Annotated in this window: 14 protein-coding genes and 1 riboswitch; of the genes, 5 read left to right on the top strand and 9 right to left on the bottom strand. The window is 43.4% G+C overall.

The genetic code is table 11. The features are described from left to right. The first annotated feature begins 117 nt into the window (after nt 1-117). From IEZ33_RS18580 to IEZ33_RS18560, 5 genes are all read left to right on the top strand, one after another. Nucleotides 118-1,128 (top strand): carbohydrate ABC transporter permease, encoded by a 1,011-nt coding sequence (locus IEZ33_RS18580; RefSeq protein ID WP_191601474.1) that lies wholly within the window; start codon nt 118-120, stop codon nt 1,126-1,128. 2 nt (nt 1,129-1,130) lie between these two features. Then, on the top strand, nt 1,131-2,273 hold the full coding sequence (locus IEZ33_RS18575; RefSeq protein ID WP_191601473.1) for a carbohydrate ABC transporter permease: 1,143 nt from the start codon (nt 1,131-1,133) through the stop codon (nt 2,271-2,273). 84 nt (nt 2,274-2,357) lie between these two features. Then, nucleotides 2,358-3,455, top strand: coding sequence for an ABC transporter ATP-binding protein (locus IEZ33_RS18570; protein ID WP_191601472.1), 1,098 nt, complete (start codon nt 2,358-2,360; stop codon nt 3,453-3,455). A gap of 19 nt (nt 3,456-3,474) precedes the next feature. Next, nucleotides 3,475-5,091: an alpha-glucosidase gene (locus tag IEZ33_RS18565; protein ID WP_191601471.1), complete on the top strand. Its 1,617-nt coding sequence runs from the start codon at nt 3,475-3,477 to the stop codon at nt 5,089-5,091. Nucleotides 5,092-5,113: 22 nt separating this feature from the next. Next, on the top strand, nt 5,114-6,193 hold the full coding sequence (locus IEZ33_RS18560; protein ID WP_191601470.1) for a LacI family DNA-binding transcriptional regulator: 1,080 nt from the start codon (nt 5,114-5,116) through the stop codon (nt 6,191-6,193). Nucleotides 6,194-6,221: 28 nt separating this feature from the next. On the opposite strand, the gene IEZ33_RS18555 is transcribed toward IEZ33_RS18560, so the two are convergent. The 9 genes from IEZ33_RS18555 to metX all read right to left on the bottom strand — a co-directional run bounded on the left by IEZ33_RS18555 (nt 6,222) and on the right by metX (nt 15,606). Next, on the bottom strand, nt 6,222-6,938 hold the full coding sequence (locus tag IEZ33_RS18555) for a 3'-5' exonuclease (RefSeq protein WP_240009572.1): 717 nt from the start codon (nt 6,936-6,938) through the stop codon (nt 6,222-6,224). Then, nucleotides 6,939-8,795 (bottom strand): putative nucleotidyltransferase substrate binding domain-containing protein, encoded by a 1,857-nt coding sequence (locus IEZ33_RS18550; protein ID WP_191601469.1) that lies wholly within the window; start codon nt 8,793-8,795, stop codon nt 6,939-6,941. A 28-nt stretch (nt 8,796-8,823) separates the two neighbouring features. Continuing rightward, nucleotides 8,824-9,390, bottom strand: coding sequence for a TMEM165/GDT1 family protein (locus IEZ33_RS18545; protein ID WP_191601468.1), 567 nt, complete (start codon nt 9,388-9,390; stop codon nt 8,824-8,826). A gap of 78 nt (nt 9,391-9,468) precedes the next feature. Next, nucleotides 9,469-9,598: riboswitch (yybP-ykoY riboswitch) on the bottom strand. 97 nt (nt 9,599-9,695) lie between these two features. Next, complete coding sequence (locus IEZ33_RS18540) at nt 9,696-11,285, bottom strand: BCCT family transporter (RefSeq protein ID WP_191601467.1); 1,590 nt, start codon at nt 11,283-11,285, stop codon at nt 9,696-9,698. 332 nt (nt 11,286-11,617) lie between these two features. Next, entirely contained in the window at nt 11,618-12,802 is a 1,185-nt protein-coding gene (hemW, locus tag IEZ33_RS18535) for a radical SAM family heme chaperone HemW (protein ID WP_191601466.1), read from the bottom strand. Beyond that, complete coding sequence (gene rdgB, locus IEZ33_RS18530) at nt 12,802-13,407, bottom strand: RdgB/HAM1 family non-canonical purine NTP pyrophosphatase (RefSeq protein ID WP_191601465.1); 606 nt, start codon at nt 13,405-13,407, stop codon at nt 12,802-12,804. The genes hemW and rdgB overlap by 1 nt, the downstream gene beginning before the upstream one ends. Before the next feature lie 7 nt (nt 13,408-13,414). Beyond that, on the bottom strand, nt 13,415-13,849 hold the full coding sequence (locus IEZ33_RS18525) for a DUF4426 domain-containing protein (protein ID WP_191601464.1): 435 nt from the start codon (nt 13,847-13,849) through the stop codon (nt 13,415-13,417). A 9-nt stretch (nt 13,850-13,858) separates the two neighbouring features. Beyond that, nucleotides 13,859-14,449: a methionine biosynthesis protein MetW gene (gene metW / locus IEZ33_RS18520; protein ID WP_191601463.1), complete on the bottom strand. Its 591-nt coding sequence runs from the start codon at nt 14,447-14,449 to the stop codon at nt 13,859-13,861. Beyond that, nucleotides 14,449-15,606 (bottom strand): homoserine O-succinyltransferase MetX, encoded by a 1,158-nt coding sequence (gene metX, locus IEZ33_RS18515; RefSeq protein WP_191601462.1) that lies wholly within the window; start codon nt 15,604-15,606, stop codon nt 14,449-14,451. Before metX ends, metW begins: the two co-directional genes overlap by 1 nt. Nucleotides 15,607-15,624 lie beyond the last annotated feature (18 nt).

Raw genomic sequence — 15,624 nt, 5'->3', positions numbered from 1 at the left:
TATTAGCGGCGTTATAAGGTTTTTGTTCATTGTTGTTAATCAACTTTCTATGAATGATCCGTCGCACTATTTTATTTGACACTGTCTGATTGGCAGTAAACCAAACCAGGAGCATTCATGGGACAGTTAGCCTCAGCGCTGATCATCGTTATTTTCGGGGTTTTGGGCTGCGCCGCGTATTTTTACGGCTCAAATTTCCTTCTCGATAAACTTTTCCCTTCAAAGAATCGTCCTTATGACGTGGTTGCGCGTAATTTACGTATCACGGGTTATATAAGGCCGTGGTTATTTGTTGGGCCGGCTTTAATTACTTTAGGATTCTACCTGATTTATCCTGTAGTCGAGTCTTTTCGACTGTCTTTTTTTGGGCGTTCAGGCGATGAATTTGTTGGCTTGGCCAATTACGCTTGGTTATTTAATAGTGATGAGTTTTATCAAGCATTTAAAAATAACATGCTTTGGCTCATTGTGGTTCCAACGGCGGCTACCTTTTTTGGATTAGTGATTGCCGTTATGACAGATCGTATTTGGTGGGGCAACATTGCCAAGAGCCTGATTTTTATGCCGATGGCCATTTCGTTTATTGGTGCGTCTGTTATTTGGAAGTTTATCTATGATTTTAGAAGTGGTGGAGACCCTCAAATTGGCTTACTCAATGCGATTGTTATCTTTTTTGGCGGTGAGCCTCAGCAATGGATCACCATTGATTTTTGGAATAATTTCTTCTTGATGATCATCCTCATCTGGATTCAAACAGGTTTTTCTATGGTGATTTTATCGGCGGCTTTAAGAGGCATCCCCGATGAGACCATTGAAGCCGCGGTTTTAGACGGAGCCAATGGATTCCAGATTTTTTATAAGATTATGGTGCCACAGATTTGGGGGACCATTGCGGTTGTCTGGACGACCATTACCATTCTTGTACTTAAAGTGTTTGATATTGTATTAGCCATGACTAATGGTCAGTGGGGAACTCAGGTATTGGCGAATGAAATGTTTGACTGGATGTTCCGTGGCGGTGGTGACTTTGGTCGTGGCGCTGTTGTGGCCATTGTAATAATGGTGTTGGTTGTACCTATTATGGTATGGAATATTCGTCGTGCAAATGCAGAAATGGAGGGCCGTTAATCATGGTTCAATCATCAAAACGCTCTCCTTTAACTTGGTTAGTTCATGCAACCGTTTTATTTTTGGTCGTGATATGGACGATTCCAACAGCGGGCCTTTTTATCTCATCCATACGGGATAAAGATCAATTATCCGTTTCTGGCTGGTGGACAGCACTGTCAACGTCAGAGCAACGACTGGTTACTCGAGCCGAAATACCGAAAGAACCGACACAAGAAAATGATGAGTATGTGCTAACCGGTAATGTATTTGAGGAAGGTAAGACTGGCGTTATTACCAAGTTTGGTGACAGCTCTCTAAGGCCAGGAGAATACACCGTGGGCGAGAAGGCTGAATTAAAACGCGGTCTCACACTGGTCGTTTTGGAAAATGGTGATTATAAAATGACCTCACCAAACGCGTTTAAGGGTCGAGGCAAGCGTATTTTTTATACCGCCGAAATTCCTCCTCGGTTTACGTTAGATAACTACCGTGAAGTATTGGGCTCTGCAGGGCTAGGTAAATCCTTTATTAACTCGCTGACCGTGACTATTCCAGCCACAATCATTCCAATATTAGTGGCGGCTTTCGCCGCCTATGCGTTGGCTTGGATGAAGTTTCCGGGCAGAGCGCTGTTAGTCGCAACGGTTGTTGGTTTGTTGGTTGTTCCTTTACAAATGTCGCTGATTCCATTGCTGAAAAGCTATAACTTTATTGGCGATATTTTTGGAATAGGGTCGAAAGGGTATGTTGGGATTTGGCTGGCGCACATGGGCTTTGGCTTGCCTTTGGCGATTTATCTACTGCGCAATTATATTGCAGGCTTACCAAGAGAAATTATTGAATCGGCTCGTGTGGATGGCGCTACTGACTTTGATATTTTTCGAAAAATTGTGTTGCCTTTATCCTTTCCTGCTTTGGCTTCTTTTGCGATCTTCCAATTTTTATGGGTTTGGAATGACTTGCTCATCGCCACCGTTTTCTTAGGCACCAGTGCGGATGAGTTGGTATTGACCGGACAACTACGTGAGTTACTGGGCTCTCGTGGGGGGAATTGGGAGATTTTAACGGCTTCGGCATTCATAACCATCATTGTTCCACTATGTGTTTTCTTCAGTTTGCAGCGCTTCTTGGTTAGGGGCTTGTTAACGGGATCCGTAAAATAAATTTAACAAAAATAAAACGATGGCCTACCGACATCATATGACAGCGTAGGCCGTATGAGTTAAGCAAGTTTTAGAGGCTATACAATGGCAGATTTGAAGTTAACCAATATTAAGAAAGTGTATAACAATCAAGTAGAAGTCATGCGAGATATTAATTTGGATATCAAGCAAGGTGAATTTATTGTGTTTGTTGGCCCTTCTGGTTGTGGTAAATCGACTTTACTACGAATGATTTCAGGATTAGAAAGTATTTCTGGCGGTACCTTAGAAATTGATGGTCAGTTAGTTAATGATATTCCGCCCGCTATGCGTGGTATTGCTATGGTGTTTCAAAGCTACGCCCTTTACCCTCACATGAGTGTCTATGACAACATGGCGTTTAGTTTACAAATTGCCAAAGTCAGCAAAGCCGACATCGATCAACAGGTTAGAAAAGCGGCCGATATGCTGCAATTGACTGAGTATCTTGATCGTCTACCTAAGGCGCTTTCTGGTGGTCAACGTCAACGCGTGGCGATAGGCCGAGCGATTGTTCGTAAACCGAAAGTGTTTTTATTTGATGAACCTTTGTCAAACTTAGACGCAGCGCTTCGAGTAGCAACCAGAATGGAAATCGCTAACTTAAAAGAAAGCATGCCAGAATCTACCATGGTTTACGTTACTCATGATCAAGTAGAAGCCATGACCTTAGCTGACCGAATTGTGTTGCTATCAGCCGGTAATATTGAGCAGGTCGGCCCTCCGCTAGAATTATATGCCAATCCGAGAAATGTCTTTGTTGCTAAGTTTATTGGGTCACCAGCGATGAATATTATTCCGGCCAAGATCACCCAAACAGGTGGCATTACAGGGGTGCAAATTGTCGCTCAGCAACACGTTAGTGTACCGCTCAATACGCCAGACAAAGACCATGATGCGTTGGTGAGCTTTGGTGTTAGGCCAGAAGATCTATTTGTTGTAACAGAGGGTGACTATTTAGTAGAGGGCAACATTGCTTTTATTGAGTCATTAGGTGAAGCGACTCTATTGTATGTGAAAGTACCTAATTGCGACGATATGGTGATAGGTAAGTTATCAGGGACGACCGAGTTTAAAAGGGGAGATCAGGTGAAGTTAATGACAGTGCCTGAAAAAATGCATTTATTTGATACGACAGGTTTGACCTATCGTAACGCGATTTGATTATTGGAGAGTATTGGGTATGACAACCAATTTGAACTGGTGGAAAGGCGGAATTATTTATCAAATTTATCCGCGTAGTTTTATGGATGAGAACGGTGATGGTGTGGGTGATTTGGCTGGTATTACATCTAAGCTAGATTATGTTGCGTCTTTGGGTGTTGACGCCATTTGGTTATCTCCAATTTTTACATCACCCATGAAAGATTTTGGTTATGATGTTTCTGATTATCGAGACATTGACCCTTTATTTGGCTCTTTAGAGGACTTTAAAACCCTAGTCAGCAGGGCGCATACTCTCGGGTTAAAAGTGATGATTGACCAAGTTCTCAGTCACACATCCGATCAACACCCTTGGTTTGCCGAAAGTCGTCAAGATAAAGTCAATCCAAAAGCCGATTGGTATGTTTGGAGTGACCCAAAACTAGATGGCTCACCACCAAATAATTGGCTGTCTATTTTTGGCGGCAGTGCATGGCAGTGGGACAGTCGTCGATTGCAGTATTACCTGCATAATTTCTTAACAAGTCAGCCGGATGTGAACTTCCACAATGATGAAGTGCGACAGTTGCAATTAGATAATATGCGCTTTTGGTTGGACCTAGGCGTGGATGGGTTTCGTTTGGACACAGTAAACTTTTTCTATCACAGTCAAGGTTTAGAAGACAATCCGCCTGTCCCCCCAGGAGAGCCGAAAACCATGGGGGCACCTCATGATAACCCGTATACTTATCAGCGACATGTGTATGATTTAAGTAGACCAGAGAACTTAACTTTTTTAAAAGAGTTGAGGGCTTTAATGGATGAATATCCTGGTACAACAACCGTCGGTGAAATTGGAGACGACTTTCCGCTTGAAAGAATGGCGGAGTATACTTCTGGCGGTGATAAGTTGCATATGGCCTATACCTTTGACTTATTAAATGCACCACATTCACCGGCTTATATCCGCTCTGTATTGAAGAATATGCAGGATATTGTGGGTGATGGCTGGCCTTGTTGGGCTTTATCAAACCATGATGTCGTGAGAGCAATAACCCGATGGGGCAATCATGAAGATCAAGAGAAATACCCATTAGTCGCGATGGCTCTGATTACGTCTTTACGAGGGAGTGTCTGTCTCTATCAAGGTGAAGAGCTTGGGTTACCTGAAGCCGATGTGCCATTTGAGCGTATCCAAGATCCATATGGCCTGCCTCTTTGGCCCGTATTTAAAGGCCGCGATGGTTGTCGAACGCCAATGGTTTGGAACAAAAGTGAACACGGTGGCTTTTCGACTCAAGAACCATGGCTTCCTGTGGACGATCGCCACTTAGCATTAAGTGTGGCTGAGCAGGAGTCTAATCCCGATGCTTTATTACATAAGGTTCGTCAATTATTACTCTGGAGACAGAAGCAACCCGTATTGATTCAAGGAGAACTGGAACAAGTCGATCTAGGGAATGAGGAACTTATTGCGTACGTTAGACGCTTAGGCAATGAGAGCATGCTGGTCGTTATCAACATGACTGGCGCTCCGCAAAATGCACACGTGTCTATGTCTATGACGCCATTAGAAGGCCATGGATTTAACTTTAATTTGGAGAATAGCGTCTTAGTACTTCCTCCATATCAAGCATTTTATGCCCGTATCGATTAAGTTTATTTAAGGTAAGTGGTTTATGACATTTAAAACGCCTCGAAAGTTGACACTGAAAGACGTTGCTGAGAATTTAAACGTCTCAACGGCGACCATTTCGAACGCGTTTAATAGACCTGATCAGTTATCGGCAAGTCTACGAGATAAAATTCTTTCTGAATGCGAAAGTATGGGCTATTTTGGCCCAAATGCGGCGGCTCGTAGCTTGCGAACTGGTCGAACGGGGATTGTGGGTATTGTCCTGTCGGATCGCTTAAGCTACAGCGTAAGTGACCCGGTAGCGAATCAGTTTATTAAAGGTATGGCGGATGTATTAGACGCACATGAATACAATATGCTGCTTTTATCATCCAATCCATTAGAGCAGGATGCTCAACATCGCATGCAGGCTTCTATGGTCGATGGCTTTATCGTTTATGGTCACAAACCACAACAGTGTCACAACGCTCCTTGGCTCATGCCGAATAAGCACGTTATCACGGTAGACGGATTTATCGATGGTTGTACTTCTGTCAATATTGGTAATTATCATGGGGCCAAAACAGTAGCAACGCATGCCTTGCTCCATAAGCCTGATAAAATTGCTATTTTAGGATTAAGCCTTTTGAATACCGATCGAGTGTGTCGCATGCAAAGTGATGAACTATTGGATGAGGCGGCCTCTATTTCAGTGCAAAGGTTACATGGCTATTTTGATGCGCTCAGTGAGAAGGGATATGGGGTGAGCCCTGATAATATTTGGAATGTTCCAACGAATTCTCATAAACAGGGATATCAGGCAGCTCGAGAGGCATTGATGACGATTGATCGCCCTCAATTGCTGTTGTGCATGAGCGATCGAATTGCGATAGCCGCCGTACAAGCGGCATTAAAAATGGGATTAAGAGTGCCTGAAGATCTCCAAGTAGTAGGGTTTGATGGCATTCCTGAAGGGGCTAACTTGCACCCTTCAATTACAACCATTCATCAGCAAAGTGAAGAAAAAGGTCGAATAGCGGCTGAGCTTTTTCTTGGTTTGCGGGAAGCGAAAGATGTGGTGTTAGAAACCGAATTGACGATTCGCGAAAGTTGCCCTTTGGTCGTTCAAACGACTCTTGGGTAGCTAACTTAATAAACGAGATACCGTCTAATTAGATCCAGTAATGCGCAATATCAGCTTTAGGGTCCATATGGTAGGCAATTTGCGCTTGCAAAAGCTCCGCTGAGGACAAAGCATCCGTAAGAGCATGATGTGCTTTGTAGCGAGGTAATTTATAGCGTTGGCGGCAAGCATCTAAGCGCAACGAAGGTCGCCTTCCAAAGCGTTGCCACCAAGGTTTATAAGTAACCTGACGTTCAATATCCATAGTGTCCAGCACCGGAAAATACAGAGGATAGCCGTAGACTTTCATTGAAGCCTCTAATAAAAACTGCCTTTCTATCTCAACGCAATGGACAACCATCACTTGATGCGTGAAGGCGGTGAGTATGTCATCTAAAATAGTGTGTAAAGGCGGAGCTTCAGCCAGTTCTGAGTGGGTTATTTCGTGGATAGTGACAGACTCAGGGTTCAATGATCGTTCTGGCTTTGCCATCCAATATTGAGCACCTTGGCAGCGAATCGTTTTGTGGGTGAAGGGAATCACCCCAATGCTAATAATTTCATCTTGGGTTGGGTCAAGCCCTGTCGTTTCTAAGTCTAATGCTAATAAAGGGGTATTATTTAGCGCCGTTTGAGGGGCAATCATTCCAGCCTCATAATAGCGCTTTAAAGGGCCTTCAGGGGCTTCAGCCGCCCATTGTTTAAACATGGCTTGCCAGTCTTGCATGCCGCTCTGTGGTTTGGGTTTTAATACTGTTCTTTTCATTTAATGACGCTTCCCGGCATAGCGAAATTTAATAAACTCTTGCTGACGAGAAACGATATGGAACGCGTCTCGAAGGTGACGTTTCTCGAACGAGGAGAGGTTCTCTGGGTTAACGTGATTGTTTGCTTCTTCCCCCGCCTCAATCTGATCTTTTTGATTTCGGATGCGCACCATGCCTATCATTTCTAAGGCCAAAGCAAGATCTTTGGCCCGTCCATCGGGCAAGAGACCTGCGGCCTCGATGTCTTCTATACGCTCTAGGGTATTCAGTTTATCGCTGCCGCAAGCCAGGGCATGCACACGTACAATGTCAATAATAGGTGCAATACCTCGTTCTTTTAAATTAAAGGTGCGTGACTGTTTACCTTCACCATCAAGCACAAATTGTCGGAAGAACCCTAGTGGTGGTTTACGTTGGTTTGCGTTTCGGGCCATCAGGGTTAAAAAACCTGAGTGTTGTTTGGCCTCTTTGCGTATGTGCTGATTAAGCTGCTTGGCGAGGTTTTTATCTCCATAAATACCGCGCAAATCAAAGAAAATGGAAAGGCTTAATAGCGCTTCGGCCTTTGGTTTCTGTATCCATTCGCTGAAATTCTCTTTCCAAACACTCAATGGCTGACGCCAGCGTGAATTTGATGCCATGATGTCACCCGTACACAGGGTATAGCCGCAATCGTCTAGATGGTGACACACCCAGTCTGACAACATTTTAAAGTAGTCGCCATGTAAGTTCTCATCGAATTTATTACTTAGTATCAATGCATTGTCTTGATCGGTTTTAATGGTTTGTTCTTCTCTTGCTTGTGACCCCAGCGCAATAAAGCAATACGCCACTGGCGGTGGGCCAAAATGTTCCTCTGCCAGTTGCAAAAGTCTTTTCACAAAGGCGGTACCAATGTGGGACATGGCATTGCCTATCATTTGCGTATTTGCATCTGCGACCACCAGCTGAGTGAAAGTATGAGTCATTTTACGGCTGATGCTCTTCAAGCCTTCGATGTCTGTTTGTTTAAAAATGTCACTGATCAGAAAGACACTTCCATGGCTTTCTTTTTGGATAATATCGCCTGTACTTACGACCCCGATAGGAAGTCCATTTTTCACAATCGGAATATGATGCACATTCCGCTCCATCATTTTTAATACGGCTTCAGAAGCATAATCACCACTGTCCATAACAATGGGGTCGCGAGTCATGATGTCTGCAATAGGCGTGTCGTAGTCAAGCCCTTTGGCAACGGCACGAGTGCGAAGATCTCTATCTGTAACAATGCCGATCAACTCTTCATTATCGGTGATGAGTAAACTTGATACTTTGTGCTCAGCCATGATTTGTGCTGCCGCTCGAATGGTTGAACTCATAGGCGCACTGATGGGTGGACGTCTTAATAGGCTAATCACTGGGCATGTCATTAAAGACACATCTGAGCTTTTTGAATCCATTGCGACGCGTAAACGTACTTCACGAGCGAGTTCAAAAAATTCAGAGAAAGTGTCGTTTTCTTCATATAACTTCAGAAACCAACGTGCAGGAATCCGATACAATAAGCTGTCTTCAATGGTTCGCATGGACTGTGAAGACTTTCCTCCGCGTAACAAGGAAAAGTAGCCAAATAACTCTCCTTCATTCATGCGGCGAATTAATTTTTCTTCTTTGTTAAGGACTTCAATAGCGCCACTTCGGATAAAAAAGAGTGTGTTATTTAATGCGCTTGGCTCAATGACCCATTCACCCGCGCGAATATATTGAATCTCGATTTCTCTGGTCATGTCATTGAGCTGTGGATCGTCAGCTATCTCATTAAATGGTGGGTGCTGACAAAGTGCTTCAAGTATTTCCGTTAATTCGACATCCATTAGACGACTCCTGTTGGCTAGAGCTGAGCTATGATAAAAGCGGGGCAAGAATGGTAACGGCCCCCATGATAATAAAGAGTGAACAAGCAAGTTGTCGAGTTCGCTCTGCATTGATTCTGTCCATTATCCAGTTGCCTGCAAAGACTACTGGTACATTCGCTAACATCATTCCAATCGTTGAGCCTAGCAAGACCATCCAGACGCTGCCATAGTGAGCGCCTAATAAAACGGTCGCAATTTGCGTCTTGTCACCGATTTCAGCTAGAAAGAACAGTATAAAGGTGGCACTAAAAGCACCGTATTTGAGTACAGTAGTGGCTTCACTGTCATCTTTATCTGGGATCAATAGCCACAAACCTACCGCGATAAAGCTTAAACCGATGACCCAGCTGACGGCACCGTTTGGAATCCATTGCGCAATTTCAACACCAAACCAAGCCGACAGAGCATGATTGAGTAGGGTCGCCGCCAGAATGCCAAGCACAATAGAAAGTTTAGATGCGAAACGTGTTGCAAGAAATAAGGCGAGCAGCTGAGTTTTATCTCCCATCTCTGCCAGGGCAACCGTAGAGATAGACGTGAGTAGAGCTTCCATTGAGTGGTCCTAGGTGGGCATTAAACAAAAGACAACACTTGAGCCCACCTGAGCCAAGTCATTGTCTTAAGTCTCATCAACCCTGCCGTTATCATATCGGATCAGGACTTCTTTACCATGAGCTTGAGGCTCAATTATGTTGACAAAGAATCTTCACAATACATCGGTTGATATTGCAAAGAAGATTACTCCCCTAAGAGGACGCTGATAATAAGATATTTATAGAAAAAAAACAACGCGAGCGTCTTGTTTGGGCGTTCGCGTTGTTTTTAGCCGAAATGACGCTTTATAAAAATACCGTCAATTTATGACCTTTTATAAAGATGGATATCACTGTGCAAGCCTTTCCACAAGCTCACACACATGATCAACATGAGCAGAGTAAAAGGTAGGCCTATGGTAATCGCAGCCGCTTGAATCGCGCCCAATGCTTCAGAACCACCTCCGACAAGTAGGGCGATGGCGATGATGCCTTCAAGAATCGCCCAGAACACACGTTGTATCATTGGCGCATCTGTTTTACCGCCAGCGGTAATACCATCGATAACCAAAGAGCCTGAGTCAGAGGACGTTACGAAGAATACTAATACAAGGACAATACCAACGAACGAGATAACAGAGGTCAAAGGTAGGCTAGCGAACATTTGGAACATCGCAAGTGATGAGTCCGTGATGCCGTTTGCTAAAGCACCCACGCCATTTTCTACTTGATCAAGCGCTGATCCACCAAAGATAGACATCCAAACGATGGACACAACAGTCGGTACTAGTAACACGGCCACAATAAATTCACGAACAGTACGGCCACGAGAAACACGAGCGATAAACATACCGACAAATGGGGACCAAGAAATCCACCAAGCCCAATAAAACACAGTCCAGCCATGATAGAAGGTCTCATCTTCACGACCGATCCAATTACTGAGTGGAATGATGTTTTCAACATAGTTTAAGAAGAATGCGCCTATAGCGGTAAAGATGGCCCCAGTGTTACCCACGATCACAATAAATAAGGCTAATGCCGCCGCAATAATCATATTGACATTTGAAAGTAGCTTAACCCCACCTTCTAGGCCACGAGCAACCGATATAATGGCAACGGCGGTTACCGCACAAATAACAATAATTTGCGTTGTTAATGTATTAGGAATGCCAAATAAGAAGTTAAGGCCACTGGTGGCTTGCTGTGCACCAAAACCAAGTGATGTTGCTAAACCAAAGATGGTAGCAATCACCGAAACAACGTCGATTACGTGACCGATTCCCCCCCACACTTTTTCACCTAATAATGGATAAAAAGCCGAACGAATAGTAAGAGGCAAACCTTTGTTATAGGCAAAGAAAGCCAAAGACAGGCCGACAACCGCATAAATTGCCCAAGGGTGGAGACCCCAATGGAACATGGTTGCGCCCATAGCGGCGTCTTTTGCTTCAGGTGTGTTTGCCACAACATCAAATGGTGTGCCGTACCAGCCAGTGTAATAAGCAACGGGCTCGGCCACACTCCAGAACATTAAGCCAATCCCCATTCCAGCCGCAAACAGCATCGAAAACCACGTAATGGTTGAGTGTTCCGCTTTTGCTTCCGTGCCACCAAGTCGGATCTTACCTAAAGGCAGGGCGATCAGTAGCAAGCAGAAAAGTACAAAAATGTTACCAGATGCCATAAAGAACCAATCGAAATTATTGATCGACCAATTTTTGGCGCCTGATAATATTGCACTGGCATCAGCAGGAAATAAAATACTGCCAATAATGAATGCAAAAATGATAACAGCGCTGGTACTAAATACAGGGTTAAGTACGTCTAGACCAAGAAACTGAACGTTATCTTGTCCTACCTTGTACGAGGTATTGTATTCAGCCCGACCACCGTCAGGTTTTTTTAAGTTCATAGAGCGTTCCTTATTCAGAGTAATTTAATTATTATTGAAAGAAGGTTGTGTTTACCTTACAGCGACTCCATTTCAATACTATGTCAAACAATATAAAAAATTGTTCTAAAAACGTCATAAAGTGTTCTAATGCAAATGAGTTAACTTTAGCCATATACGTTGCGCTTAAATAAGTCTCAGTCACTACCATACGATATTTTTTGAATCGCACTATTAAAATAGTGCTAGGTTCTTGAGCTACGCGGTAGCGAAGAACTTTTATTCGCCTTTAGAGGCGCATATGATTGGCGATCCGCATGAGCGTTTTATCAAACAGAGCCATGGTTGATGTGCTAGCCAGGCAGAAATAATTCCAATAAATCATTGAGAAAAAGTTGGCCTTTTTCTGTTGTTTTAATGGTGTTTTTCTTCCATGAAGGCGCACATAAGAGTCCTTTATCAATAGCCAGTTTACAGCTATCCATAAATGTTTCTGAGGGGCTATGGTAACAAAACTTATAGTAATCAGATAGTTCAAATGACTCAAATAACCTTAATCGGTTCATCATAAACTCAAAAGCTAGGTCATCCTTGGCAATTTCTTCTTTAATACTCAGTGCTTGTGCTAAATTCCCTAAGTAATGATTAGGGTGACGCGTTTTTCGGGTGCGGAATATCTGACCATCGATTAAAGTGAGTTTGCCATGAGCACCAGCACCAATGCCGATGTAATCACCAAAGCGCCAATAATTAAGATTGTGCTTTGCTTGTTTGCCCTTTTTTGCGTTGGCCGATATCTCGTACTGTGCATAACCATTGGTTTTAAGACGTGCTTGTCCAGCATCTTGGATATCCCAGAGAGTCGTGTCTTGAGGAAGCTCAGGAGGGCGGCGATAAAATTCAGTGTTTGGTTCAATGGTCAGTTGATACCAAGATAAGTGTTCTGGGTTTAAATCAATGGCCATATTTAAGTCTTCCATTGCTTGTTCTATAGATTGATCGGGAAGGCCGTGCATGAGGTCGATATTGATATTGTCGAAGCCCGCAAGCCGAGATTTTTCTACTGCTGTTATCGCTTCCTCTCTACCATGAATGCGTCCGAGGGCGTTTAATAAATGTGGCTGGAAGCTTTGAATACCAATGGATAGACGGTTAATGCCTGTCTGCCGAAATTCACGAAACTTATCTTGCTCAAAGGTTCCTGGGTTGGCTTCCATGGTGATTTCAATGTCATCGACAAAAGCAATTTTATTACGTATTTTATCAAGCAATTCATGGAAGAACCGAGCGCTCATAAGGCTAGGCGTACCACCGCCAATGAATATGCTGTGTATTTTACGACCATAAGCAAAAGCTAAATCTTGCTCTAAATCGGCAAGTAGTTGCACTAAATAGGCTTCTTCAGGCAACTTTCCCGCGTCTTCAAAGCGATCCGCCTGATGAGAGTTAAAGTCACAATATGGGCATTTTTTTACGCACCAAGGTAGATGAATATATAAGCTTAGAGGTGGTAAAAGTAACGCATTGGGGTGTGACATTAAAACGGTACTTTCGGTGTGAGGTGGGTTAACAATTGAGTGAGTGCTTTTGCACGATGGCTGATTGAGTTCTTTACTTCTTTTGGTAAGCTCGCCGCACTGCAACCGCATTCAGGGACAAAAAATAGGGGGTCGTAGCCAAACCCGTGCTCGCCTTCAATAGACTCTAAAATACGGCCTTCCCACGATCCATGCACAACAATCGGCGTGGGGTCCTCTTTATGCCTCATATAAGCAAGCACACAATGAAAACGAGCACCACGCTCATGAGTCGGTACACCATTTAATTTTTCTAATAGTAATTCGTTGTTGGCTAAATTATTACCGTGTTCGCCGGCAAAGCGGGCGGAATAAATACCGGGCGCACCGTTTAAATAGTCGACTTCTAGTCCAGAATCATCAGCCAACGAAGGTAAGCCTGTTTGCGCACAAGCATGACGCGCTTTTAATATCGCGTTTTCAATAAAAGTAAGCCCATCCTCTATGGCATCTTCTACTTGAAACTCTCCTTGAGGTTTTATGTCGTAACCAAGCGGTGCAAGTAGTAGATTAAATTCGGCAATTTTCCCTTTGTTGTTACTTGCTAATACAATAGATTTTGTCATTATAATCCTATTTTTCTACGTATACGTGTCTTTGAAAAGACGCTTCCATTGGTGCCGCATCGGCATTTAACTTCGCGCTGATTGAGAAGCGTAAAATCTCATCGTTGGTTTTTGTGAATGGTGCGATGTAGTAAATGGCATCGCCTTCATCAATTGTGACAAATGATAAAGTGACGATCTGCCCTATTAGGTTAGTGACTTTTCCACTAACAATGGCGGCGGTGGGAACGGGAAGTTTTCCTGAGGTGTTTTTGGTAACCGCCACATTTAATAGTCCTTGGCCTTTACTTCTGATAAAACCGTATTGCTGAGCAATGTTAGGCGTCAAAAAAGTAGACTCAAACGTATTAAAATGTAAATCGTATTCACCAAAGGATTTCACTTGCTCTGCAAGACTCAACATCGAAAATAAAAGTACGAAGCTGGCAATTATGTATTTCATAGTGTTTTCCTATCTACTAACGTGAAAAATGGCTGTTTCACTCATGACGTTAGGTAATGCCCTAATCCACCAGTGATCTCTTAGGTGTCCATCAACGGCTGCCCAACGTTTGATTTTTATGTCTTTCTCGTCACACAATTTTGTAAAGTCGACAAAAGTACAAAAATGTATGTTGGGTGTATCATACCAGTTATAAGGAAGGAACTCAGAAACCGGCATGCGTCCCTTTATACCTAGGTGCAATCTATTGCGCCAATGTCCAAAATTTGGAAAGGTAATAATGCATTCCTTGCCAATTCTGAGCATTTCATCCAGCAGTAAATCTGGCCGACGAAATTGTTGTAACGCGTGCGTCATGATAACCAAATCGAAACTTTGGTCTCCAAAATTGTGTAAACCATCATCTATGTTCTGGTCGATAACAGGGATGCCATTTTCAATGCAAAGGTTAATGTCCTCGGCGTTAATTTCAATGCCATAGCCTTTCACATTCTTTTGACCCATAAGGTGCTGAAGTAGTTCGCCATTACCGCAACCAAGGTCAAGCACTCTGCTGTCTTCTTGAATCCAATCGTTGATGATATCTAAGTCTGAACGCATCAGTTAGTCTCCTTTAGAAGAAGGTTATGTGCTCGATTTAAGAAACCACGTAGTGCTGACATGTAGCGTGGGATTGGGAATAAAAAAGCGTCATGACCTTTATTGGATTCTATCTTTGCGTAACTGACATGTTTACCGGCTAATACTAAGGCGTCTACGATCTCTTCACTTCGAGCCGGTGAAAACCGCCAATCCGTCGTGAAAGAGACTAATAAAAACTCACACTGAGCTCGACTTAGTATTTTAGATAAATCGCCACCTGTCTCAGCGGCTGGATCAAAGTAATCTAGAGCCTTGGTCATTAAACGGTAAGTATTAGCATCAAAGCGTTTGGTAAACGCTTCCCCTTGATAATGTAAATAGCTTTCAACTTCAAAGTCGATTCCGTAATGGTATTGGTAATCATCGTGGCGCATTTTACGGCCGAACTTTTTCCCCATAGAATCATCTGATAGATAAGTAATGTGGCCAAGCATACGAGCAAGTCCTAAACCATTCACTGGAATGGTATTGTTGGCTGTGTAATGGCCATCATGAAAATCTGGGTCTCGGCTAATGGATTGGCGAGCGACTTCATTAAACGCGATATTTTGTGTTGACAATTTTGGTGCTGAGGCAATAACCACCGCATTCTTAATTCTATGAGGGAAGCGAATGCTCCATTCAAGCACTTGCATGCCACCTAGGCTACCACCAATAATGGCGGCCCATGTCTTTATGTTTAGACAGTCGGCAAGGCGTGCTTGACTTTCAACCCAATCCGCAACGGTGAGAATTGGGAAATCAGCCCCCCACTCAGTGTTTGTGGCTGGATTTAGGCTGGTTGGTCCTGTACTTCCAGAACAACCGCCAAGGTTATTTAAGCAAACCACAAAAAAACGATTGGTATCGATCGGTTTTCCCGGGCCGATCGCTGAGTCCCACCATCCAGGCTTTTTATCATTCATAGAATGGTAGCCCGCTGCGTGATGATCTCCACTTAATGCGTGGCAAATAAGAATGGCATTTGTGGATTGTGCATTTAACTCACCATAGGTTTCATAAACAAGTTGATATTGCTCAAGCGTATTTTGGCTTGTGAGAGTAAGGGGCGTATCAAATACGGCAATATTAGGAGTGACAATACCAACAGAATCGGCTGGAATAGTGTCCGGCATAATAATTTGACTTCCTGA

Source organism: Marinomonas algicola (assembly GCF_014805825.1).
GTDB lineage: Bacteria > Pseudomonadota > Gammaproteobacteria > Pseudomonadales > Marinomonadaceae > Marinomonas > Marinomonas algicola.
This window is presented reverse-complemented; position numbering and strand designations above follow the sequence as displayed.

Excerpts from the sequence above, each read along its gene's own strand:
- IEZ33_RS18580 (WP_191601474.1), top strand. The coding sequence starts at position 118 with ATGGGACAGTTAGCCTCAGCGCTGATCATCGTTATTTTCGGGGTTTTG.
- IEZ33_RS18575 (WP_191601473.1), top strand. The coding sequence starts at position 1,131 with ATGGTTCAATCATCAAAACGCTCTCCTTTAACTTGGTTAGTTCATGCA.
- IEZ33_RS18570 (WP_191601472.1), top strand. The coding sequence starts at position 2,358 with ATGGCAGATTTGAAGTTAACCAATATTAAGAAAGTGTATAACAATCAA.
- IEZ33_RS18565 (WP_191601471.1), top strand. The coding sequence starts at position 3,475 with ATGACAACCAATTTGAACTGGTGGAAAGGCGGAATTATTTATCAAATT.
- IEZ33_RS18560 (WP_191601470.1), top strand. The coding sequence starts at position 5,114 with ATGACATTTAAAACGCCTCGAAAGTTGACACTGAAAGACGTTGCTGAG.
- IEZ33_RS18555 (WP_240009572.1), bottom strand. The coding sequence starts at position 6,938 with ATGAAAAGAACAGTATTAAAACCCAAACCACAGAGCGGCATGCAAGAC.
- IEZ33_RS18550 (WP_191601469.1), bottom strand. The coding sequence starts at position 8,795 with ATGGATGTCGAATTAACGGAAATACTTGAAGCACTTTGTCAGCACCCA.
- IEZ33_RS18545 (WP_191601468.1), bottom strand. The coding sequence starts at position 9,390 with ATGGAAGCTCTACTCACGTCTATCTCTACGGTTGCCCTGGCAGAGATG.
- IEZ33_RS18540 (WP_191601467.1), bottom strand. The coding sequence starts at position 11,285 with ATGAACTTAAAAAAACCTGACGGTGGTCGGGCTGAATACAATACCTCG.
- hemW (WP_191601466.1), bottom strand. The coding sequence starts at position 12,802 with ATGTCACACCCCAATGCGTTACTTTTACCACCTCTAAGCTTATATATT.
- rdgB (WP_191601465.1), bottom strand. The coding sequence starts at position 13,407 with ATGACAAAATCTATTGTATTAGCAAGTAACAACAAAGGGAAAATTGCC.
- IEZ33_RS18525 (WP_191601464.1), bottom strand. The coding sequence starts at position 13,849 with ATGAAATACATAATTGCCAGCTTCGTACTTTTATTTTCGATGTTGAGT.
- metW (WP_191601463.1), bottom strand. The coding sequence starts at position 14,449 with ATGCGTTCAGACTTAGATATCATCAACGATTGGATTCAAGAAGACAGC.
- metX (WP_191601462.1), bottom strand. The coding sequence starts at position 15,606 with ATGCCGGACACTATTCCAGCCGATTCTGTTGGTATTGTCACTCCTAAT.